We start from the raw sequence: 22,576 nt of genomic DNA, 5'->3' as shown, positions 1-22,576 counted from the left end.
GCAACGTAACGCATACGGCGGTTCGGACGCTGTTCAGCTCCAGGTGGGCACCGGTGGTGGCCGCACCGACCACACTTGCTCACGTTCGGTGTCGGCTGGATCACAGCGGGGTGACGTACGCGCCGGTGATCCCCCCGTCGACCACGAACTGCGCGGCGGTCATGAACGAGGCGTCGTCGCTGGCCAGGAAGGCCACCGCAGCGGCGATCTCGGTCGGTTCACCGAATCGACCCATCGGCACGTGCACCAACCGGCGGGCGGCCCGCTCCGGATCGGCAGCGAACAGCTCACGCAGCAACGGCGTGGCCACCGGTCCCGGGCAGAGGGCGTTGACCCGGATGCCCTCCCGGGCGAACTGCACGCCCAGTTCCCGAGTGAGCGCCAGCACACCGCCCTTGCTCGCGGTGTACGCGATCTGTGACGTCGCCGCGCCCATCAACGCCACGAAGGAGGCGGTGTTGATGATCGAGCCCCCGCCCTGCCGGCGCATGTGCGGGATGACGTACTTACAGCACAGGTAGACGCTCGTGGTGTTGACCCGAAGTACCCGTTCCCAGGCGTCCAGCCCGGTCTCCAGGATGGAGTCGTCGTCCGGCGGGGAGATGCCGGCGTTGTTGAACGCCACGTCCACCCGCCCGTACCGCTCGACCACCCCGTCGAAGAGATCGCGTACCGCCGGCTCGTCGGACACGTCCGCCGCGACGAAACTCCCGCCCACCTCGTCGGCGGCCCGCTGACCGGCCTCGGTGTCCAGGTCGACACAGACCACCCGGGCGCCCTCGGCGGCGAACCGCCGGACGGTGGCCAGCCCGATACCGCTGGCCGCCCCGGTCACCACGGCCACCCGGTCCTGCAACCGTCCCGACATGCTCACTCCTCCGTGCTGACGAAGACGTTCTTGACATCGGTGAACGCGTGCAGGGCGTCCGGCCCCAGTTCCCGACCCAGACCGGAACGCTTCATCCCGCCGAACGGCGTCCAGTAGCGCACCGAGGAGTGGGAGTTGACGCTCAGGTTGCCGGCCTCCACGGCCCGGGCCACCCGTAGCGCCCGGCCCACGTCGCGGGTCCAGATCGAGCCGGAGAGACCGTACTCGGTGTCGTTGGCCAGCCGGACGGCGTCGGTCTCGTCGTCGAACGGGAGCACTGAGACGACCGGGCCGAAGATCTCCTCCCGCCAGTGACGGTCGCCCGGGGAGTCGGCGAGCAGCACGGTCGGTGCGTGCCAGTAGCCGGGGCCGTCGGGTCGCGAGCCGGTGAACGCCACCCGCGAACCGTCGACGTACCCGGTGACCCGGTCCCGCTGCGCGGCCGAGATCAGCGGTCCCATCTCGGTGCTCTCGTCGGCCGGGTCACCCACCCGGAAGGCCCGCACCGCTGGTTCGAGCAGTTCGAGGAAGCGGTCGTACACCCCGCGCTGCACCAGCAGTCGGGACCGGGCGCAGCAGTCCTGGCCGGCGTTGTCGAAGACGGCGTACGGCGCGCTGGCGGCGGCCCGCTCCAGGTCGGCGTCAGCGAAGATCAAGTTCGCCGACTTGCCGCCCAGTTCCAGGGTCAGCCGCTTCACCTGGCCCGCGCAGCCGGCCATGATCCGGGTGCCGACCTCGGTGGAGCCGGTGAAACAGATCTTGCGTACGGCCGGGTGGCTGACGAACCGTTCACCGACCACCTCGCCCCGCCCGGGCAGCACGGTGAACACCCCCTCCGGCAGACCCGCCTGTTCCGCCAACTCGGCCAGCCGCATCGCGGTCAACGGCGTCAGTTCGGCGGGCTTGAGCACCACCGTGTTGCCGGCGGCGAGCGCGGGCGCGAACCCCCAGGCGGCGATGGGCATGGGGAAGTTCCACGGCACGATCACCCCGACCACACCGAGCGGTTCGTGAAAGGTGACGTCCAGCCCGCCCGGCACCGGGATCTGCCGCCCGGTGAGCCGTTCCGGCGCCCCCGCGTAGTAGTCCAGCACGTCCCGCACGTTGCCCGCTTCCCAGCGGGCGTTGCCGATGGTGTGACCGGCGTTGGCCACCTCCAGCCGCGCCAACTCCTCCAGGTGCTCGTCCACCACGGCCGCGAACCGCCGCAACAGCCGCCCCCGGTCTCCCGCGCCGACCCCCCGCCACCGCTCGAACGCCCGCGACGCCCGCCCGATCGCCGCATCCACGTCCTCGACGGAACTCTCTGCCACCTCCCGCAACACCGTGCCACGAGCCGGATCCCGTACCTCACCCATCCACCCTCACCCCACCCACCCTTCGCCGATCATGCAGTTGTGGCATGGGAAAAAAGCCGCTTACTGCCGCCTTCGGGCGCCACAACTGCATGATCGCGGTGGGCCGGGCCGGGATCGCGGTGGGCCGGGCCGGGGTGGGGGCGGTCAGAGGCGTTCGAAGCCACGGGTCAGTTCCCAGTCGGTGACGGCGGCGTCGAAGGCGGCCAGCTCGACGCGGGCCATGTTGGCGTAGTGGGCCACCACCTCCTCGCCGAAGGCGTCGCGGGCGACTGCCGAGCCTTCCCAGAGGGTGAGGGCGTCGCGAAGGGTGCCGGGGACGCGCTCGGCGCTCGGGTCGTCGTACGCGTTGCCGGTGCACTCCTCGCCCAGCGCCAACTCGTTCTCGATGCCGTGCAGCGCGCCCGCCACCAGGGCCGCGATCGCCAGGTACGGGTTGACGTCGGCACCCGGCACCCGGTTCTCCACCCGCATCCCCTGACCGTGCCCCACCAAGCGCAGCGCGCAGGTGCGGTTGTCGGTGCCCCACCGCAGTGCGGTCGGCGCGAACGAGCCCGGCTGGTATCGCTTGTAGGAGTTGATGTTCGGCGCGAAGAACAGGCTCATCTCCCGCATCGTGGCGAGCAGCCCGGCGAGCACCCGCTCCCCGGTCAGGCTCAGGTGCGCCAGCCCGTCACCCAGCATCGCCGAGCCGCCGGAGGCGTCACGCAGCGAGAAGTGGATGTGGCAGGAGTTGCCCTCCCGCTCGTTCGGCTTGGCCATGAAGGTGATCGACATGCCCTCCTGGGCGGCGATCTCCTTCGCCCCGTTCTTGTAGATGACGTGATGGTCGGCGCAGGCGACCGCCTCGTCGTAGCGGAAGGCGATCTCGTGCTGGCCGAGGTTGCACTCCCCCTTGGCACTCTCCGGCACCAGCCCCGCGCCGGCCATCTCGGTGCGGATCCGGCGCAGCAGCGGTTCCACCCGGGCGGTACCGAGCAACGAATAGTCCACGTTGTACTGGTTGGCCGGGGTCAGCTCCCGGTAGCCGCGCTGCCACGCCTGCTCGTACGAGTCACGGAACAGCACGAACTCCAGCTCGGTGCCGGCGTACGCGGTCAACCCGTGCGCGGCCAGCCGGTCCAACTGCCGGCGCAGGATCTGCCGCGGCGAGGCGATCACCGGACCGGCACCGTCCAACCACTCCAGGTCGGCCAGGAGCAGAGCGGTGCCGGGCTGCCACGGCACCCGGCGCAGGGTGCCGAAATCCGGCTTCATCGCGAAGTCGCCGTAGCCGCGTTCCCAGCTCGACATCGCGTACCCGTCGACCGTGTTCATGTCCACGTCGACGGCGAGCAGGTAGTTGCACCCCTCGCTGCCGTGCCCGACAACCTGGTCGAGGAAGTACGGGGCGTGGAACCGTTTGCCCTGCAACCGGCCCTGCATGTCGACCAGGGCCAGCACCACCGTGTCGATCTCGCCCTCGGCGACGGCGACCCGCAGTTGTTCCAACGTGAGCGGCGGCTTTCTCATCCGCGAGCCTCCATCACCAAGGTCTACCGGCCGAGCCGATCACCGTCAACAAGACGCTCCGCCCGTACCCCCATCCGATCCCCCGCCAAACCGTCAGGGACCGACGACGGGTCGCCACCCGCGCACCGCCACGACACGGACACCGGCGGTGGTGAAGTAGGGATCCTCGGCCATGAGCCGATCGACCTCCGCCCGGTCGCCGGTGAAGACCAGCAACGCACCGCAGTCGCCGTCCCAGGGGCCGGCGAGGAGCAGCGCGCCCTGCTCGTGCAGCGCCCGCAACCGGTTCCGGTGGGCTGGCCGGGCCGCCAGCCGGGCAGGCTCATCGGTGAAGGAGAGTTCCACGCAGATCATGGCGAGGAGCGTAAGAACCGGGCGGTCGTACGGCTGTATCCCGCGATACGCTCCGCGAGATGGACCAGGTCGAACTGGCGGCGGTGCCGCTGTTCTCGATGCTCGACGAGGCACGCCTGGCGCGGCTCGCCACCGAGTGTCCGCCCCGCGACCTTTCCCGGGGCGCCACCGCCGCCCGCGTCGGCGAGCCGGCCCGACACCTCGTCGTGGTGATCCGCGGAACGCTTTCGGCGGGCTACGACACCAGTCACGGGTCGCGGGTCCGATTCGTGACGGTGACCGGCCCATGCGTGATCGACAAGGCCGCCGTACTCGGCGGCGGATCGCACACGGCAACCTGGACCGCGTCGACCGCCTGCCGGATCCGCCTGCTGCCGGCGGATCTCCTGCGAGATCTCATCGACCAGGTTCCGGCGCTCCGCGACCACGTCCTACGCCACCTGTCCGACCAGGTGAACCGCGACCGCCGGGCCCAGGTCCGCCGCGCCGCGCCGCAGCCCGTCACGCGGGTCGCCGCCTGGGTCGCCGAATCCATGCGTACGCGGGGCAGCCGGATCACCCTGCCGGGGGCGCAGCAGGGACTCGGTGAGGAGATCGGTCTGTCCCGGGTGACCGTCAACCGTGCGCTGCAGGTTCTCGTCGGCGCGGGCGCCATCCGGGTCGAGCCCGGCACCATCGTCGTGCTGGACCCGACCCGCCTCACCGCCATGGATGGCAGGTAGGAGCGCCAGGGTCGCAATTGCGTTGCCGGTCGGGCGGGGCGTACCCCATCCTTGGGCTTGTGACCAGGCCCGATCGCGACGGGCCGACCACCGGGCCCTCGGAACGGCCCGGCCGCCGCGGCGGCGCGGGAAAGCGTCACCTCTCTCTCGGGTACGGCGTCGCGCCCTACCCTGACTCCGTCCCGCGCCGCTTCGGTCAGCACCGTGCCACGATCGGTCAGGCCATCACCAGGCCGGCCACCCAGAGGGCACCGATCACCAGCCCGGAGAGGAACTCGACAAGCATCGACAGCCCCGCCGCGGCGACCGCCTGTTTCGTCGCCGGCCAGGCGAGTCGGGTGTCACCGAGCCGCAGCCGCTCCATCGCGAAGATCCCGCCGACGAAGCCGATGACCAGCCCGACCACCGGGATGACGAAGAAGCCGACCAGCCCGAGCACCGCGCCGGCCAGCAGCGACGTGGTGGGCACCCCGGCCCGCTTGAGGTTGCGGCCGGGCCAGGCGTACTTGACCACGGTGCCGGCCACGGCGACCAGCGTGGCGGCGGCGAGCACCAGCCACCGGCCGGTTCCGGCGTCGCCGAACAGGCTCCACACCAGTACGCCGCCCCAGCACAGCGGCAGCGCCGGCAGACCGGGCACCACCACCCCGGCCAACCCGGCGAGGATGGCCAGCGCGGCGACGACCGACACCGCCGTTCCGGTCTCCGTCAGCCCCACGTCGACTCCCCATCCGCTCGCCTCGACCCCGATCCACGGGCCACGTTCGTACCCGGAATGGTCACGGTCTGATCATCGCGGTCCGTCGCCACGCAACCGGGCCACCACCGTCTCCGCCGGACCCGGTGGGCCGAACAGCCGGCCCTGCGCGGTGTCGCACCGCAACGCCCGCAACCGCTCCGCCTGCGCCTCGGTCTCGACCGCCTCCGCGGTGACCCACAGTTCCAACGCGTGGGCCAGCCGCACCAGCGCGTCGACGATGCGTTCGTCGCGGTGGTCGGCATCGGCCGGCTCGGTACCCCGGATTCCCTCCACGAACGGGCCCGCCAGCTTCAGGCAGGTGATCGGCAGCCGGCGCAGGTACGCCAGATTCGAGTACCCGGTGCCGAAGTCGTCCACGGCCAGCCGTACGCCCAGCGCGGCGAGCCGGTGCAGGGTCCGCAGCGGCTCGCCGGCGGACCCCATCACCGCGCTCTCGGTCAGCTCCAGTTGCAGCAGTTCCGCCGGCAGGCCGCTGCTGGCCAGCACATCGGCCACGGTGTCCACGATCGCCGGGCGGTCGGCCTGACGGGCGGCCAGGTTGACGCTCACCACCAGCCTGGCGTCGGGAAATTCGGTGTGCCACAGCTGGGCGTCGCGGCACGCCTGCCGCAGCACCCACTCACCGAGACGGACGATCAGGCCGGTTTCCTCGGCGAGCCCGATGAACCGGTCCGGACCGACAAGTCCCAGGTGCGGATGCTGCCAGCGGACGAGCGCCTCGACGGCCAGCATGCGCCCGTCGAGCAGGGAGACGATCGGCTGGTAGTGCAGCACGAACTCGCCCCGGTCCAGGGCCGCCGGCAGCCCGGCGGTCAGCTCCGACCGGGCGAGGTCCCGGGCGCTGCGCTCAGGATCGTAGACCGCCCACCGGTCGCGGCCCTCCGCCTTCGCCCAGTAGAGGGTGGCGTCGGCCGCCTTCATCAGCTCCACCACGCTGGTGCCGGCGACCGCCGAGTCGACGATGCCGATACTCGCCGAGACCGCGAGCTGCTGGTCGCCGACGCACAGCGGCGCGGCGACGGCGGCCAGGGCCGACTCGGCCACCGCGATGACGTCCTCGACGGCGGCGACCCCGTCGACCAGGATGACGAACTCGTCGCCGCCCATCCGGGCGACCAGATAGCCCTGCTCGGCCACGCAGTCGGCCAGCCGTCGGGCGATCATCACGAGCAGCCGGTCGCCGAGGGCGTGCCCGAGACTGTCGTTTATCGCTTTGAACCCGTCCAGGTCGAGGAAGCAGACACCGACCCGGCCCGGCGCGTCGGGTTGCTCCACCAGGCTGGCCAGCGTGTCGAAGAACAGCGTCCGGTTCGGCAGGCCGGTCAGCGGGTCGTGCAGCGCCTGGAAGCGCAACCGCTGCTGGAGTTCGTACCGTTCGGTGATGTCCTCGACCACGGCCACGGTGAACCGCGGCCGGCCGTCGTCGTACCGGATCAGCGAGACGGCCAGATCCGTCCAGACGGCGCTGCCGTCCTTGCGGTAGTAGCGCTTCTGGACCCGGGCCGCTTCGTGCTTGCCCTCGATCAGCTCCTGGTACAACTCCCACATGCCGGCCGCGTCGTCGGCGTGGAACAGCGACGCCACGTTGAGCTGCCGCAGCTCCTCGATCGAGTAGCCGAGCATGTCGGCGAAGGCGTGGTTGACGTCGATGATCGTCCCGTCGACTCCGGCGATGCCGATGCCGATGGCCGCGCCGTCGAAGACCGCCCGGAAGCGGGCCTCGCTGTCACGCAGCGCCGCCTCGGCGTCGTCGCGCGCCTGCCACATGGCGCGGGCGATCCCCTCCTGCTGGACGAAGGTCCGCTCCCGCAGCGCGCGGGCGAAGCCGGCCGCGAGAGCGCCCCGCACCACCGCGATCCGCTCGTCCAACCCCGGCCGCCCGGCCGCATCGGCGAGCACGTCGACCCGGAACCGCTCGCCGAGCGTACGCACCGACCACTCGATCACTCCCGGTTCGGTGAGATGCGCGGCGACGAGTGACCGCCCGACCTCCTCCGCTGCCGGGGCCGGGGGCTCGGCGGAGAGCAGCACCTCCGCCAGCCGGATGGTGTGCGCGAGCAGCAGCCGCTCGGTCTCGGCCGCGCTCAGCGGCACGAAACCGAGCCGGCGTACGGCCCGCGCCCAGTCGGCGGCGTACCGCTGGGCGCCGGCCGGATCGACGGTGTTCCCGCCGGAGGCACCCACGGCGGCCATCGGATCAGCCGGCGGGCCGGTCGTTCCGGGCGACCCCGCCGAAGGCACCGAAGCGCTGCCCGTCGGCGGTGACCTCGGACGGCGAGTCGGGTCGCCACAACTCCATGTGCACCACCCCGGGATCCACGATGGTCCAGTCACCGAAGAACCCGGTGATCTCGGCTCGCGAGCGGAGGGTGATCTCCGTGGCGGTACGCGCCGACAGTCGTTGCGCGTCGAGCATCTCCTGCGGCTGGTCCTCGAATGTGGAGTGTGAGATGACCAGGTGGCTGCCGGGGGCGGCGGCCGCGCGCAGGGTGGCCAGGACGTCACCGGGGCGGTCGGTGTCCGGTACGAAGTGCACCACCCCGGCGAGGAGGATGCCCAGCGGCCGGTCGAAGTCGAGCAGGTCGAGCTTGCGCGCCTCGGCCAGGATCCGTTCCGGGTCACGCAGGTCAGCGTGGATGACGCCGGTCGACTCGTTGCCGGCGAGCAGTTCCCGGCTGTGCGCCACCGCGACCGGGTCGATGTCGACGTAGATCACCCGGGCCTTCGGGTTCGCGGCCTGGGCGACCTCGTGCACGTTGCCGACCGTGGGGATGCCCGAGCCGATGTCCAGGAACTGGTCGATACCGGCGTCGAGCAGGGCGCGCACGGCCCGGCGGAGGAACTCCCGCCCGGCCCGCATGGTCGCCGGCAGGTTCGGCGTCATGGTCGCGATCTGCTCGGCCAGTTGCCGGTCGATCTCGAAGTTGTGGGCACCGCCGAGGAAGTAGTCGTACACCCGCGCCGCGCTGGGCCGGGAGAGGTCGATCTCGGCGGGGAGTCCGTCCGGCTTCTGCACTGGCTGCACCTCACGTCGTCGCCGTGGATCGTGATGCTGACCACTCTAGGCGGGTCCGCGGCGCGGGGGGAGATCCACAACGGCCTTTTCCTGATCTACCGCCGGTGCCGGCGGCTCAGGCGGCCTCCAGCAGCAGCGCGATGCCCTGCCCCACCCCGATGCACATGGTGGCCAACGCCCGCCGCCCGCCACGTCGGCGCAGTTCCAGCGCGGCGGTGAGCGCGAGCCGGGCACCGCTGGCACCGAGCGGGTGGCCCAGGGCGATGGCGCCACCGTTGGGGTTGACGTGCTCCGCGTCCTCGGGCAGGCCGAGTTCGCGCAGCACCGCGACGGACTGGGCGGCGAACGCCTCGTTCAGCTCGATCACGTCGATGTCGGTCAGCGCCAACCCCTGCCGGTCCAGCAGCCGCCGGGTCGCCGGAACCGGCCCGATGCCCATCACCCGGGGCGGCACGCCGGCCGCCGCGGTGCCGGTCACCCGGGCCAACGGAGTGAGACCGTACGCGGCGACGGCCGCCTCCGAGGCGACCAGCAGCGCCACCGCGCCGTCGTTGACACCCGACGAGTTGCCGGCGGTCACCGTGCCGCCGTCGCGGAACGGGGTGGGCAGCGCCGCCAGCTTCTCCAGCGAGGTCTGTCGGGGATGCTCGTCCACCTCGACCAACCGGGTCTCCCGCCGGCCCGCCGGCACGGTCACCGGCACGATCTCCTCGGCCAACCGCCCGTCGGCCTGGGCCTTGGCGGCCCGCAGCTGGGAGCGGTACGCGAACTCGTCCTGCGCCGCCCGGTCGACGCCGTACTCGGCGGCCACGTTCTCCGCCGTCTCGGGCATCGAGTCGATGCCCCAGCCACGCTCCATCAACGGGTTCACCAGCCGCCAACCGATCGTGGTGTCGTACACCTCAGCGGAGCGGGAGAACGCGGTGGTTGCCTTCGGCATGACGAACGGCGCCCGGCTCATGCTCTCCACGCCGCCCGCGACGACCAGGTCCGCCTCGCCGGCGACGACCGACCGGGCGGCGGTGGCCAGCGCGTCCAGCCCGGAGCCGCAGAGCCGGTTGACCGTGCTGCCCGGCACCTGCTCGGGCAGCCCGCCGAGCAGCGCCGCCATCCGGGCCACGTTGCGGTTGTCCTCGCCGGCCTGGTTGGCGCAGCCGAGCACCACGTCGTCGGTACGCGCCCAGTCCACCGACGGGTGCCTCGCGACCAGCTCGCGGATCACGTGGGCGGCCAGATCGTCGGGGCGTACGCCGGCCAGCGCACCGGCGTACCGGCCGATCGGGGTGCGGACACCGGCCACCAGGTATGCCACGGTCATCGCGAGTCCTTCGGGGGGATGGGAAGGGTGCAGGGGCGCGTCCACCGGGTCCACGGGGACTGACGGCCAGGATATCCCCGGCGGGTGCCGATAGGTTGTGGGCATGGCACCGGCCCAGTTCAGCGCGGAGACCAGCGACGGCGGCGCGTTCGTCCGCCAACCCAACCGGTTCACCGGGCGGGTGACGCCGCACTCGACCGCACCGCCCGGTGGCGGGCCGGACGAGCAGGACCGCTGGCCGCTGGAGCCGGGCCGCTACCGGCTGATCTGGTGCCGGGCCTGCCCCTGGGCGCACCGGGCACTGATCGTGCGTAACCTGCTCGGGCTGACCGACGCCATCTCGCTGGGCACCGTCGACCCGATCCGGGACGACAGCGGTTGGCGGTTCGCCCTCGACCCGGACGGCTTCGACCCGGTGCTGGGCATCGGCTTCCTCTCCGAGGCGTACCTGGCCACCGATCCGGACTACACCGGCCGGGTCACCGTGCCGGCGCTGGTCGACACCCGTACCGGCCGGGTGGTCACCAACGACTACCCGCAACTGACCCTGGACCTGTCCACCGAGTGGCGGCAGTTGCACGCCCCGGACGCGCCGGACCTCTATCCGGTGGAGCTGCGCCCGGAGATGGACGCGCTGATGGCCGAGATCCACCGGGACGTCAACAACGGCGTCTACCGATGCGGCTTCGCCACCACCCAGCAGGCGTACGACGAGGCGTTCGCGGCGCTGTTCACCCGGCTGGACGCGCTGTCGGAGCGGTTGGCCGGCCGGCGTTACCTGATGGGTGACTCGATCACCGAGGCGGACGTGCGCCTGTTCACCACGCTGGTCCGCTTCGATGTGGCGTACCACGGACACTTCAAGTGCAACCGGCAGAAACTCACCGAACTGCCGGTGTTGTGGGCGTACGCCCGGGACCTGTTCCAGACCCCCGGTTTCGGGGAGACCGTCGACTTCGACCACATCAAGCGGCACTACTACGCCACCCACGGCGAGATCAACCCGACCGGGATCGTCCCACTCGGGCCGGACCTGCACGGCTGGACGACGCCGCACGGGCGTGGCTGAGCCGCCGGCAACGGTCCGCCGGTCGGTGCGGCGTGGCGCCGCGCTGGTCGCCGCGCTCTGCGCCCTGGCTGGCGCGGCTGCGGTGACACTCGCCGTGGTCGGCGGCCCAGGACCGGGCCTGACCGGGTACGTGAGTGAGGCCGGTGTCGTCGACAGCGACTATGCCTGGACGTACCGGATCGGAGTGTTCGCCCTGGCCGGGGCGCTGCTGCTGCTCGCCGTCGCGCTACGGTTCGGTGCGCCGCACTGCGGCGACACGGCACTTCGGGTCGCCGTGACGCTACTCGTGGCGGCGAGTCTGTGCACGGTCCTGTCCGGAGCGGTGACGTGCAGCGCGGGCTGCCCACTGCCGCCCTTCGAACGGGCCACCGTGGCGGATCTGGTGCACGGTGCGGCAAGTGTCGCCGCGACGGCGGCCGTGGTCTTCGCGATGCTGGCGGTCGCCTTCTCGCCGGTGGCGCGACGCCGGCTGCGGCGCACGGGCGCCGTCGCGGCAGCGGTGTCGCTGCCACTCGCGGGAGCGGTCGGTTTGGCGATGCTGCTGGTCGGCCGGAGTCCACTGGTCGGGGTGCTGGAACGGCTGCTGCTGACGGTTGCCGTCGGCTGGGCCCTGGCCACCGCCGCAGCGTTGGCGGTACGCGACCCCACGGCGGTGGCGGTGCAGGACCACCGGACACCGACCGTGCGCGAGCCCACAGCTCGCCGTCGGCGCTGAGGTCGCGCACCCGGGAGAGGATGGCGCAATGAGTTCGTTGTTCACGCCGCTGACGCTGCGGACGGTCACCCTGCCCAACCGGATCGCGCTGGCACCGATGTGCCAGTACAGCGCCGGTCCCGACGGCCTCCCCACCGACTGGCACCTGGTGCATCTCGGCACCCGGGCGATCGGTGGCGCGGGCCTGGTGATGACCGAGGCGACCGCCGTGCTGCCGGAGGGCCGGATCAGTCCGCAGGACACCGGGTTGTGGTCCGGCCGCCACGTCGACGCCTGGCGGCCGGTGACCAGGCTCGTGGCCGCGCACGGCGCGGTGCCCGTGGTGCAGCTCGCGCATGCCGGGTTCAAAGCGTCGACGTACCGGCCGTGGGAGCCGCGCCGGGGTGGGGTGCCGGACGCCGAGGGCGGCTGGACGCCGGTCGGGCCCACCGGTGAACCGTTCGTGCCGGAGTACCGGGTGCCGTCGGCCCTGGACGACACCGGGATCGCCGATGTCGTCGCGGGGTTCGCCGAGTCCGCCACGCGGGCGGTGGCGGCCGGCTTCGCCGCCGTGGAGATCCACGCTGCACACGGCTACCTGCTGCACGAGTTCCTCTCCCCGCTGACCAACCACAGGGCCGACGGCTGGGGCGGTGACCGGGCCGGGCGGATGCGGCTGACGCTGGAGGTGGCTCGGGCGGTGCGTGCCGCTGTCGGTGAGGACGTGCCGGTACTGGCCCGGATCTCGGCCACCGACTGGGTGCCGGGCGGCTGGACGGTCGAGGACAGCGTGGCCCTCGCCGCCGAACTCGCCGCCGCCGGGGTGGACCTGATCGACTGCTCCTCCGGCGGGGCGTCGCCATCCGCCAACGTTCCGGTCGGGCGCGGCTACCAGGTGCCGCTGGCCGCTCAGGTCCGCCGCGAGGCGCAGGTGCCGACCGGCGCGGTCGGCCTGATCGTCGAACCGGAGCAGGCCGAGGCGATCATCGCCGACGGCGAGGCCGACATGGTGCTGCTCGGCCGGGAACTGCTGCGCAATCCGTACTGGCCGCACCAGGCGGCCGCCAAGCTGGGCGCCGCGCCCAACTGGCCGGACCCGTACCTGCGGGCGGCCTGATCCGCGGGTCCGGCTGCCCGGTGACGGCCGAGGGCAGCCGGACCCGTGCGGATCTCAGACACGCTTTCAGCCAGCCAGGTGACCCCAGTGTTGTTCCAGGTCACGCCACGGGCCCTGGGCGGCGACCGTACCGGCGATGAGCACCACCACGTGGTCGGCCCGTACCAGCGCGGCCCGTTTCGAGGTGGAGCCGACCACTGTCACACCGCGGTCCCGCAACGCCTGCCACAGCGCCAGTTCGGTGGTGACATCCAGCGCGGAGGAGACGTCGTCGGCCACCAGCAGCTCGGTACGCGGAGCCAGCGCCCGGGCCAGCGCCAGCCGTTGCAGCTGCCCACCGGACAACCGGGTGCCCTTGTGCCCGATGAGCAGGCCGAGCCCGCTGCCGGTGGCGGCCAGGTCGTGTTCGAGCTGGGCGGTGCTGACCGCATGCTCGGCGTCCACCTGATGCCCGAGGGTGATGTTGTCGGCGACCGTGCCGGAGAGCACCCGGGGCAACTGACCGACGTAGCCGACCTGGTTGGGGCGCAGGAACAGCTCCGGCTCGGTCACCGATTCGTCGTTCCAGGTCAACAACCCGGTGTGCGGGGCGATGCCCGCGAGGGCCCGCAGCAGCGACGACTTGCCCGAACCGACCGGCCCGACCACGAGGACCAGTTGACCGCGTGCCACGGCCAGGTCCACGTCGCGTACGGCAACGGTGCCGTCGGTGTGCCGGACGCCGAAGCCGACCAGCTCCAGCCGACGCAGCGGGGTACGCGGTGGCGCCGTCGGGGCAGGGGCCGTACCAGCGGCGAGGTCGACCCCGGGCACCCGTGCCGAGTACGCCTCGATCCCGGTCATCTCCGCCGTCCGCCGGGTCCACACCCGCGCCGACGGCACCTGGGAGATCAACGAGGCGGTGGTCCAGGCGAACCAGCGGGCCGCGCCCAGCGTGGCGACCGCGACCAGAGCCGCTCCGGCGGAGAGCCCGCCGGTCAGGAACAACGCCCATACGCCGATCGGGAACAGCCCGCTGGCCACCGCCGGCGTGGAGCGCGCCCAGACCTGCACGGCGATCTCCCGGCGCTGCCGTTCGCTGCGTACGGTGTCGAGGTTGGCGAGGTGGGTCAGCACCGGTCGGGTGGCCCCGGCCAGCTTCACCGTGCGGGCCGCCGACAGGGTCGAGACCAGGGCGGTGGCGAAGGCCGCCCGGGCGGCGACGGTGTCCCGTGCCGCCCGCTCCAGCCTCGGGCCGAACGCCGTAGCCGCCAGTCCGGAGAGCACCATCGTGCCGAGGAAGAACAGTCCCGGCACCACGCTGTCAGTGATCAGCGTCATGGCGACCAGCAGGATCAGGCCGACGGTCTGGTCGAGCACGTTGTCGGCGAGTTGGACGACCCGTTCGGTGTCACCGCCCTGGGCCACCACCTCGGCGGGGGTGTGCCGGCTGACCCGGCGCGGGCCGGTCTGGCCGTGCACCAGGCGCGCGCTGATCCGCAGCATCTGCCGTACCCACCAGGCGGGAAACCACAGGTGGGTCCAGTAGTGCGCCGGGATGGCGAGGATCAGCCCAGCCGCGATACCCAGTGCGGGTAGCCAGGGATCGCCGGTGCCGTCGACCACGTCGGCCCAGAACCAGGCGAGCACCGGCCCGTCCAGGCCGAGGATCGCCAGCACGGCGAAGATGCCCACCGCCGCCGCGCCGTATCGGGGGTCGTTGAGGCAGAGCCGAGCGATCTCCCGCAGGGTCCGTGCCCGGGAGGCGGGGCGCTGATCGCCCCGGCCGCCCGTCCTCGCGTCGACTGGCGGTCCGCCGATCTCGGGTCCGCCAACCTCATGGCCCCCGGTCTCCCGGCCCTCCGCCGGCTCGACCGGCTCGGGTCCGACGACCGGTGTGGCAGGTACGACGGCTCCGACCGACGGGTCCGTCCGGACGGTGTCGGCCAGCGGATCACTCGCCTGGGACGGACCGGGAGCCCGGATGTCTGCGACCAGCAGACCTCTCGGGTCGCCCGAGTCGGCTGCGATCGCCGCGTCCGCCGGGTGGGCACCGACCAGCACCGGTTCCGGTCGCGGCCAGCCCGACCCGGCCAGCAGGTCAACCTCGGCGTCGCCGGCGGCACCACCCGCATGGCCGGCGGCACCGCCCGCGTCGCCGGCAGCGAGGAGTTCGGCGAAGCGCCGCGACTCGGCCAGCGGGGCGGCCTCGACCACCGCGCCGTCGGCCAGCACCACCACCTCGTCGCAGCGGCTCACCGACGACAGCCGGTGGGCGATGACGATGCCGATCCGGTCGCGCAGCAGGCGCTCGGTGGCCTGCTGCACCCGGGTCTCGGTGACCGGGTCGAGCCGGGCGGTGGCCTCGTCGAGGATCACCACGTGCGGATCACGGACCAGGATCCGGGCGAAGGCGACAAGCTGCTCCTGACCGGCCGAGAGCACGTGGCCGCCCTCGCCGAGGCGGGTGTCCAGGCCGGCCGGCAGCTCCGCGATCCAGTTGGCCAGCCCCAGCTCGTTCAGGGCCCGGGCGGCGGCGTCGAGCAGTTCGGGGTCGAACAGCGCCACGTTCTCGGCGAGCGTGCCGGCGAGGATCTCGGTACGTTGCGGCACCACGGCGATCCACCGGCGCAGCTGCTCCACGTCGAGGTCGAGCACGTCGCGCCCGCCCAGCAGGACCGTCCCCGGTGGCACGTCGACCGCCCGGGTGAGCAGCTTGGCCAGCGTCGACTTGCCCGACCCGGTCCGGCCGACCAGGGCGTACGAGCGGCCCCGCACGAAGGTCAGGTCGATGTCGCGGAGCGCGGGGCCGCGATCGGCGTCCGGGCCGGTGCTCGGGTAACGGTAGGTGAGGTCGCGGATGACCAGGTCACCGTCGCTGGGGGCGGCACCGCCGGTGGGTTCCTGCGGGGCGGCCGAGAGCAGTTGGACCCGCCCCCACGCGCCGAGGGCGTACTGCACCTCCGGCACCATCCGGCTGACGTGTTCGACGGTCATGCCGAAGGAGAGCGCGAGCAGCCAGATCGCGGTCATCCGGGCGGCGTCGACCCGGCCGGTGGTCAACGCCCACACGCCGCCGAGCACGACCACCGCCACCCCGGCCCGGGTCACCCCGGCCGCGACGGTGTTGACCTGCGCCGACATCTGCCACACCCGCAGGCCACGGCGCAGCACCTCGGCTGCCCGGCGGGCGTAGAGGCGAAGCACGTACGGCCGGGCCAGACTCGTACGTACGTCGTCCTGGCCGTGGATCGCCTCCTCCATCACCGCCGCGAGATCCGACCAGGCCGCCTCCTCGTGCATCCGGGCCGGGGCGATCCGGGCGGCGGGACGGCGCAGGGTGAAGGCGAGCAGGACGCAGAGCAGCAGCATGCCGATCCCGGCCGGCCACCAGACGGTGAGCGCGACGAGCGTGGACAGCAGGCCGACGGCCAGCGCCTGGGCCAGCCGTACGCCGGGACCGCGCACCCCCGAGGCGACGTCGTAGACGTCGCCGTCGATCCGGTCGAGCATCTCCCCCACCGGGGTGGTTTCCAGGGTGGGCACGGGCTGCCCCAGCGCCACCCGGCACAGTCGGCGACGCAGGTCGGCGGACCAGTCGGCGGTCACCCCGGCCATCACCAGGCTGACCACCAGGTCGCTGACGACCGCCGCGACCAACGCCACCGACAGCAGCACGAAGAACCCGACGGAGCGGTGCAGCAGCACCGGCCCGGCGAGCGCGGCGGTGGCCGCCTGGCCGATGCCGCCGAGCAGGATCAGGACGACCACCAGGGTCATCCGACGCGAGGAGGTGACCCACAGATCACGGAGCAGGCGCATGCGTCGGTTTCCTCCGGTCTGGTGGCGGAGTTTCCAGCCTGCTGCGCCCGACCCCCTGGCTCAACGTATTTTCGCCGGTGGCGGGGCGTGACGAGGATCTCCGCCGACCGGCGGACCAGCGGGCCAGCCGACCGGCGGGCCGGCTCAGAACAGCACGGTCGCCAGCGCGCCGACCGGGCGGAAGCCGCAACGCTGGTAGACGCGCCGGGCCGGCAGGTTGAAGTCGTTGACGTACAGGCTGACCGTGGGCGCGACCCGGGTCAGCGCGTCACGGACCACCGCCGCCATCGCGGCGGTGGCGATGCCCCGCCCCCGCCACTCGGGTGCCACCCACACCCCCTGGACCTGCGCGGTGCGCCGGGTGACGACCGCCAGTTCGGCTTTGAACACCACCCGGCCGTCGACGAAACGGGCGTACGCCCGACCTGAGCGGATCATCTCGGTGACCCGGCGTCGGTACCCGCGCCCGCCGTCGTCGGCCAACGGTGAGATGCCGACCTCCTCGGTGTACATCGCCACGGCGGCCGGGAAGAGCCGGTCGAGTTCGCCGCTGTGCACCCGGCGTACCTGCGGGTCGACGGGGACCGGGGGCAGCGCGTCGGTGACCAGCAACGGCTGGTTCGGGCGTACGTCGCGGGCCGGTCCCCAGGTGTCGGAGAGCCGCTCCCACAGTTGCAGCACGGCGTCGGCCCGCCCCACGATCGAGGAGCAGAGCCGTTCCTCGCCGGCCAGCAGGTCGGCGAAGGCGGCGATGGCCTGTGGGCTGGCCAGCACCGGGGTGAGGTTGCCGCCGAGCCAACAGACGGATTCGAGGTGGCGGCGGGAGCCGTACCCCAGCACCCGGCCCTCGGCCCGCCACCAGGCCAGCCCACGCGCGGCGACCCGCTCCGCGACCTGCGCGCTAGCGAACGGGTCGAGATCGAGCAACCGCTCGACCGCACGCCGTTCCGATTCCCCGATTTGCCGCACCGGCGCCGTCAGCACGGTTACCAGCCTGCCAGATTCGTTCACGTTCTGTTGGCGGACCGCAACCCCCACCCACCCGCGTCCGCCCCGCCCGCGTCCGCCCGCGTTGATCAAGAAGTTTTCGCCGTCCTCGGGCCCCCATCCTGACCCGAACTTCTTGGTCAACAAGGCGAGGTGGGCGGGTGAGTGAGTTGTCGGCGTTGTGTTGGCGATATATCGTTGATGCATCAGTGATAGCTCTGTGAAGGAGAACAGCGATGAAGTTCCATCGACGTGGACATGGGCTGCACGAGGGGCGGATGCGGGGGTTCGGTTTTCCGCCCTTCCCGCCGGGGCCGCCGTTTCCGCCGGGCGGGCACGGGCACGGCCGAGGCGGCCGGGGGCGGGGCCGGGGACGCCGGCCCAACGTCCGCAACGCGGTGCTGGCCCTGCTCACCGAGCGGCCGATGCACGGCTACGAAATGATCCAGGAGATCGACTCTCGCACCGGCGGGAGCTGGCGACCCAGCCCCGGTTCGATCTACCCGACGCTCCAGTTGCTGGAGGACGAGGGCGTCATCGCCGCCACCGAGGAGTCCGGCGGTGGCCGCAAGCGGTTCACCCTCACCGAGCAGGGCCGCGCCGAGGCCGACGAGGCGGCCCAGACGCCGCCCTGGGCGGAGGTCGCCGAGGACACCATCAACAGCTGGCACGACATTCGTCACGCCGGCATGCAGGCAATGCAGGCGCTGCGCCAGGTGATGATGACGGGCACCGACGACCAGCGGGAACGCGCCGCCCAGGTGCTCGACGAGACCCGCCGCAAGCTGTACGCGATCCTCGCCGAATCCGAGTGACCCCGGTACGCGCCGAGGGCGGCCACCCAGTGGATGGCCGCCCTCCTGCTGGTCGCATCCGTCAGTGCACGGTGACGGTGGCGCCGGGGATCAGGTCGCGCAGTTCCTCGGGCAGCTCGGCGCCCATCTCGTCGGCCAGCCGCAGCGCCTCCTCGATGAGGGTCTCCACGATCTGCCCCTCGGGCACCGTCTTGATGACCTGACCCTTGACGAAGATCTGCCCCTTGCCGTTGCCGGAGGCCACCCCCAGGTCGGCCTCGCGGGCCTCACCTGGACCGTTTACCACGCAGCCCATCACGGCGACCCGCAGCGGCACCGGCAGCCCTTCCAGGCCGGCGGTGACCTCCTCGGCCAGCTTGTAGACGTCCACCTGGGCCCGCCCACAGGAGGGGCAGGAGACGATCTCCAGGCCGCGCTCGCGCAGCCCGAGCGACTCCAGGATCTGGTTGCCGACCTTGATCTCCTCGACCGGCGGCGCGGACAGCGACACCCGGATGGTGTCGCCGATCCCCTCGGCCAGCAGCGCCCCGAAGGCGACTGCCGACTTGATGGTGCCCTGGAACGCCGGCCCGGCCTCGGTCACTCCGAGGTGCAGCGGGTAGTCGCACTGCTCGGCGAGCTGCCGGTACGCCCGGATCATCACCACCGGGTCGTTGTGCTTCACCGAGATCTTGATGTCCCGGAAGCCGTGCTCCTCGAACAGCGAGCACTCCCACAGCGCCGACTCGACGAGCGCCTCCGCCGTGGCCCTGCCGTACTTGGCCAGCAGCCGCTTGTCCAGCGAGCCGGCGTTGACCCCGATCCGGATCGGCGTACCCGCGTCCGAGGCGGCCCGGGCGATCTCCGCCACCTTGTCGTCGAACTGGCGGATGTTGCCCGGGTTGACCCGGACCGCCGCGCACCCGGCGTCGATCGCGGCGAAGACGTACTTCGGCTGGAAGTGGATGTCCGCGATCACCGGGATCTGCGACTTCTTCGCGATCGCCGGCAGCGCCTCAACGTCGTCCTGGCTGGGCACCGCGACCCGGACGATCTGGCACCCGGACGCCGTCAGCTCCGCGATCTGCTGGAGGGTGGCGTTCACGTCAGCGGTCAACGTGGTGGTCATCGACTGGACGGACACCGGTGCCCCGCCACCGACCGGCACGGACCCGACCATGATCTGGCGGCTGGCCCGGCGGGGCGCGAGCGGCGGTGGCGGTACGGGCGGCATACCGAGACTGACAGCGGTCACTTCAGGCACTCACTTTGGGAAGAGGGTGATCGGGTTGACCACGTCCGCGGTGATGGTGAGCAGGGTGAACACCCCACCGATCAGGATCACCACGTACGTGAAGGGCATCAGCTTGAAGTAGTCCACCCGGCCCGGGTCGGGCCGGCGCAGCCGCGCGTACAGCCAGGAGCGGGCCCGTTCGAACCAGGCGATGGCGATGTGGCCGCCGTCCAGCGGCAGCAGCGGCAGCAGGTTGAACACCCCGATGAAGAAGTTCAGCGAGATGAACAGCATGATGAAGATTTCCCAGGCGTTGTTGGCGACCGCCTCGCCGCCGAGGACGCTGGCGCCGACCACGCTGATCGGGGTGTCGATGTCCCGCTCGCCGCCGGTGATAGCGGTCCAGAGCGCGGGGATCTTCTCCGGCAGCCGCTGCAACGCCTGCGCGGTGGCCACCGCCATGTCGCCGATGAAGGTGCTTGTCGCGCCGACCGCCTCCACCGGGCCGTAGCTGACCAGGCCGGGAGTGCTGATGACCAGGCCGATGCCGAGCGCCGAGACGTCGCCGACCGGCCCGTCCGGGTTGTCGATCGGCGGGCGCTTGGTGGTGGCCAGCACCGTCTCGACGTTGCCGGGCTGGCCGTCGCGTTCGTACCCGATCTTGGCAGTGCTGCCGGGGCTGGTGGCCCGCAGCGTGGTGAGCAGATCGCCGTAGTTGGCGATCGGGGTGCCGTTGATCGAGGTGATCCGGTCGCCGTCCTGAAGCCCGGCCGCAGCGGCGGGGCTCGGCGCGTCACCGGTCTCGCAGGCCCGGTAGGTGGTGTCCGGCAGGACGCAGTCCTGGAGGGCGATCACCGCCGGCTCGCTGCGGATCTGCTCCTCGGTGCTGGGAAAGTTCGGGTTGGGCAGGCCGAAGGTCATCGCGGCCAGCCAGGCGGCGAAGATCGCCAACCCGAAGTGGGTCACCGACCCGGCGGACATCACGATGGTGCGCTTCCACACCGGGTAGCGCCACATGGCGCGCTTCTCGTCACCGGGCTCGACGTCGTCGTCCTGCGGCGTCATTCCGACGATCTTGCAGAAGCCGCCGAGCGGGATGCCCTTGATCCCGTACTCGGTCTCGCCGCGCTTGAACGACCAGAGGGTGGGGCCGAAGCCGACGAAGTAGCGGGTGACCTTCATGCCGAAGGCCTTGGCGGTGAGCATGTGCCCGGCCTCGTGCAGGCTCACCGAGATGAGAATGCCGAGGGCGAACAGCACCACCCCGAACGCGAACGACATCAAGCTCCTTCCACCGCAGCAGCGATGATCTCCTGCGCGTGTGCGCGCGCCCACGACTCGGCTTCGAGTACGTCCTCGACGGTACCCGGTTCGCCGAAATCGGGAGCCTCCTCCAACACGCGCTGCAACGTGTCGACGATGCCGAGGAACGGCAGCCGCCCGTCGACGAACGCCGCCACGCACTCCTCGTTCGCCGCGTTGTAGATCGCCGGCCGGCATCGACCGGCCTCCCCGGCCGCCTTGGCCAGCGCCACCGCCGGGAACGCCTCGTCGTCAAGCGGCGCGAACTCCCAGGTGTGCGCGGTGGTCCAGTCGACGGCGGCGGCGGCCTCCGGCACCCGGTCCGGCCAGCCGAGGCCCAGGGCGATCGGCAGCCGCATGTCCGGCGGGCTGGCCTGCGCCAACGTCGACCCGTCGACGAACTCGACCATCGAGTGGATCACCGACTGGGGGTGCACCATCACGGTGATGTCGGCGTACGGCACGTCGAACAGCTCGTGCGCCTCGATCACCTCAAGCGCCTTGTTGACCATGGTCGCCGAGTTGATCGTGACGACCGGTCCCATGTTCCAGGTCGGGTGGGCGAGCGCCTGCTCCGGCGTGACAGCCGTCAGCTCGTCGCGCCGCCTACCCCGGAACGGCCCACCGCTGGCGGTCACCACCAGCCGGCGTACCTCACCCCGGGTGCCGCCGCGCAGGCACTGGGCCAGCGCCGAGTGCTCCGAATCCACCGGGACGATCTGCTCCGGCCGCGTCACCGCGCCCTTGACCAGCGAGCCGCCGGCCACCAGCGACTCCTTGTTGGCAAGCGCGAGCGTACGCCCGGCGCGCAGCGCCGCCAGCGTCGGTGCCAGCCCGAGCGACCCCACCACCCCGTTGAGTACGACGTCGCACGGCCACTGCGCCAGCTCGGTCATCGCCTCCGGCCCGGCCACGATCTTGGGCAGCTTGAACTCCCCGCTCGCCCAGCCCCGCCGACTCGCCTCGGCGTAGAACGCCAGCTGAAGATCCTGCGCGGCGGACGCCTTGGCCACCCCCACCACGTCGACACCGAGTTCGAGCGCCTGGGCGGCGAGCAGCCCGATGTTGCCGCCACCGGCACCCAGCGCCACCACCCGGAACCGCTCCGGGTTGCGGCGCACGATGTCGATGGCCTGCGTACCGATCGACCCGGTACAACCCAGCAGCACAAGATCACGGGGGGACGTCACGCCGCCCATTCTTCCCCACCGCCGTCGAGCGCAGGGAAGGGCACCTTGTCGACGCCTCCGGTGGATAACTGCACGTCAGTGGCGGAGTACGCACGGTACCAATCACTTCCGACGCCGTGATCTCTCCTCGCAACACCGCCGTCCGGATCGTCACGGCCCTGAGGCCGCCGCCCGGCGAGCGCACACCGCGCAATTCGCGAACGACCACCCTCAACCACACACGCGCGCCAGCCACCCCGCTGCACGCCGTCAGCGCGTCGAAACTTAGGGCTCGCCAGCCAATCTTGGACAGTTTCCGTTAATTGCGAACTGTGCTGTCCCGAGACATGTGTCAAGGGGGAGTCCCGATAGATGTGGGGAGTGTGTCGATTTCCGTGTTTGGGCCTGTGGTGTGATCGATGCTGTTAGATGATGATCCGGTCGCCGTAGGCGAGGATCAGGGCGTTGAGGGCCTTGGCCCAACCGTAGACCCGGCCGGTGATG

18 protein-coding genes are annotated in these 22,576 nt (G+C 71.7%); 5 read left to right on the top strand and 13 right to left on the bottom strand.

Features of this window, described 5'->3' with window-relative positions:
• Nucleotides 1–100 precede the first annotated feature (100 nt).
• The 4 genes from KBX50_RS12700 to KBX50_RS12685 all read right to left on the bottom strand — a co-directional run bounded on the left by KBX50_RS12700 (nucleotide 101) and on the right by KBX50_RS12685 (nucleotide 4,089).
• Nucleotides 101–868 carry a 3-oxoacyl-ACP reductase gene (locus KBX50_RS12700; RefSeq protein WP_210937237.1) on the bottom strand — a complete coding sequence of 256 codons (768 nt, stop codon included), beginning with the start codon at nucleotides 866–868 and terminating at the stop codon, nucleotides 101–103.
• A 2-nt stretch (nucleotides 869–870) separates the two neighbouring features.
• Complete coding sequence (locus KBX50_RS12695) at nucleotides 871–2,226, bottom strand: aldehyde dehydrogenase (RefSeq protein WP_210937236.1); 1,356 nt, start codon at nucleotides 2,224–2,226, stop codon at nucleotides 871–873.
• A 144-nt stretch (nucleotides 2,227–2,370) separates the two neighbouring features.
• Complete coding sequence (locus KBX50_RS12690; RefSeq protein WP_210937235.1) at nucleotides 2,371–3,735, bottom strand: glutamine synthetase family protein; 1,365 nt, start codon at nucleotides 3,733–3,735, stop codon at nucleotides 2,371–2,373.
• Nucleotides 3,736–3,828: 93 nt separating this feature from the next.
• Nucleotides 3,829–4,089 (bottom strand): YciI family protein, encoded by a 261-nt coding sequence (locus KBX50_RS12685; RefSeq protein WP_210937234.1) that lies wholly within the window; start codon nucleotides 4,087–4,089, stop codon nucleotides 3,829–3,831.
• A 59-nt stretch (nucleotides 4,090–4,148) separates the two neighbouring features.
• Here KBX50_RS12685 and KBX50_RS12680 point away from each other — a divergent pair, with 59 nt between their 5' ends.
• Entirely contained in the window at nucleotides 4,149–4,811 is a 663-nt protein-coding gene (locus KBX50_RS12680) for a Crp/Fnr family transcriptional regulator (protein ID WP_210937233.1), read from the top strand.
• A 217-nt stretch (nucleotides 4,812–5,028) separates the two neighbouring features.
• Here KBX50_RS12680 and KBX50_RS12675 read toward each other — a convergent pair whose 3' ends face one another.
• From KBX50_RS12675 to pcaF, 4 genes are all read right to left on the bottom strand, one after another.
• Nucleotides 5,029–5,529, bottom strand: a complete 501-nt coding sequence (locus tag KBX50_RS12675) for a DUF456 domain-containing protein (RefSeq protein ID WP_210937232.1) — start codon at nucleotides 5,527–5,529, stop codon at nucleotides 5,029–5,031.
• 72 nt (nucleotides 5,530–5,601) lie between these two features.
• Nucleotides 5,602–7,764, bottom strand: coding sequence for a bifunctional diguanylate cyclase/phosphodiesterase (locus KBX50_RS12670; protein WP_210937231.1), 2,163 nt, complete (start codon nucleotides 7,762–7,764; stop codon nucleotides 5,602–5,604).
• 4 nt (nucleotides 7,765–7,768) lie between these two features.
• Complete coding sequence (locus tag KBX50_RS12665; protein WP_210937230.1) at nucleotides 7,769–8,587, bottom strand: SAM-dependent methyltransferase; 819 nt, start codon at nucleotides 8,585–8,587, stop codon at nucleotides 7,769–7,771.
• Between the two features lie 115 nt (nucleotides 8,588–8,702).
• A complete protein-coding gene (pcaF, locus tag KBX50_RS12660) occupies nucleotides 8,703–9,905 on the bottom strand; it encodes a 3-oxoadipyl-CoA thiolase (RefSeq protein ID WP_210937229.1) in 1,203 nt (400 codons plus the stop codon).
• 103 nt (nucleotides 9,906–10,008) lie between these two features.
• Here pcaF and KBX50_RS12655 point away from each other — a divergent pair, with 103 nt between their 5' ends.
• The 3 genes from KBX50_RS12655 to KBX50_RS12645 are packed head-to-tail and all read left to right on the top strand — an operon-like array spanning nucleotide 10,009 to nucleotide 12,785.
• Entirely contained in the window at nucleotides 10,009–10,974 is a 966-nt protein-coding gene (locus tag KBX50_RS12655; RefSeq protein ID WP_210937228.1) for a glutathione S-transferase family protein, read from the top strand.
• Nucleotides 10,967–11,689: a DUF998 domain-containing protein gene (locus KBX50_RS12650; RefSeq protein ID WP_210937227.1), complete on the top strand. Its 723-nt coding sequence runs from the start codon at nucleotides 10,967–10,969 to the stop codon at nucleotides 11,687–11,689. The genes KBX50_RS12655 and KBX50_RS12650 overlap by 8 nt, the downstream gene beginning before the upstream one ends.
• A 28-nt stretch (nucleotides 11,690–11,717) precedes the next feature.
• Nucleotides 11,718–12,785 (top strand): NADH:flavin oxidoreductase/NADH oxidase, encoded by a 1,068-nt coding sequence (locus KBX50_RS12645; protein ID WP_210937226.1) that lies wholly within the window; start codon nucleotides 11,718–11,720, stop codon nucleotides 12,783–12,785.
• A 66-nt stretch (nucleotides 12,786–12,851) separates the two neighbouring features.
• On the opposite strand, the gene KBX50_RS12640 is transcribed toward KBX50_RS12645, so the two are convergent.
• Complete coding sequence (locus KBX50_RS12640) at nucleotides 12,852–16,586, bottom strand: ABC transporter ATP-binding protein (RefSeq protein WP_210937225.1); 3,735 nt, start codon at nucleotides 16,584–16,586, stop codon at nucleotides 12,852–12,854.
• Nucleotides 16,587–16,730: 144 nt separating this feature from the next.
• On the bottom strand, nucleotides 16,731–17,570 hold the full coding sequence (locus tag KBX50_RS12635) for a DUF4081 domain-containing GNAT family N-acetyltransferase (protein WP_210937224.1): 840 nt from the start codon (nucleotides 17,568–17,570) through the stop codon (nucleotides 16,731–16,733).
• Between the two features lie 239 nt (nucleotides 17,571–17,809).
• On the opposite strand from KBX50_RS12635, the gene KBX50_RS12630 reads away from it, so the two are divergent.
• Nucleotides 17,810–18,388, top strand: coding sequence for a PadR family transcriptional regulator (locus KBX50_RS12630; RefSeq protein ID WP_210937223.1), 579 nt, complete (start codon nucleotides 17,810–17,812; stop codon nucleotides 18,386–18,388).
• Nucleotides 18,389–18,449: 61 nt separating this feature from the next.
• On the opposite strand, the gene ispG is transcribed toward KBX50_RS12630, so the two are convergent.
• From ispG to dxr, 3 genes are read right to left on the bottom strand one after another with little or no spacing between them, the layout of a single operon-like run.
• Nucleotides 18,450–19,622 (bottom strand): flavodoxin-dependent (E)-4-hydroxy-3-methylbut-2-enyl-diphosphate synthase, encoded by a 1,173-nt coding sequence (gene ispG, locus KBX50_RS12625; RefSeq protein ID WP_210937222.1) that lies wholly within the window; start codon nucleotides 19,620–19,622, stop codon nucleotides 18,450–18,452.
• A gap of 9 nt (nucleotides 19,623–19,631) precedes the next feature.
• Nucleotides 19,632–20,882: an RIP metalloprotease gene (locus KBX50_RS12620; protein ID WP_093401662.1), complete on the bottom strand. Its 1,251-nt coding sequence runs from the start codon at nucleotides 20,880–20,882 to the stop codon at nucleotides 19,632–19,634.
• Nucleotides 20,882–22,093: a 1-deoxy-D-xylulose-5-phosphate reductoisomerase gene (gene dxr, locus KBX50_RS12615; protein WP_210937221.1), complete on the bottom strand. Its 1,212-nt coding sequence runs from the start codon at nucleotides 22,091–22,093 to the stop codon at nucleotides 20,882–20,884. The genes KBX50_RS12620 and dxr overlap by 1 nt, the downstream gene beginning before the upstream one ends.
• Nucleotides 22,094–22,576 lie beyond the last annotated feature (483 nt).

It is taken from the genome of Micromonospora sp. C51 (assembly GCF_018070435.1).
GTDB lineage: Bacteria > Actinomycetota > Actinomycetes > Mycobacteriales > Micromonosporaceae > Micromonospora > Micromonospora sediminimaris.
The sequence above is the reverse complement of the archived record's forward strand: the minus strand, read 5'-3'. Positions and strand labels throughout refer to the sequence as shown.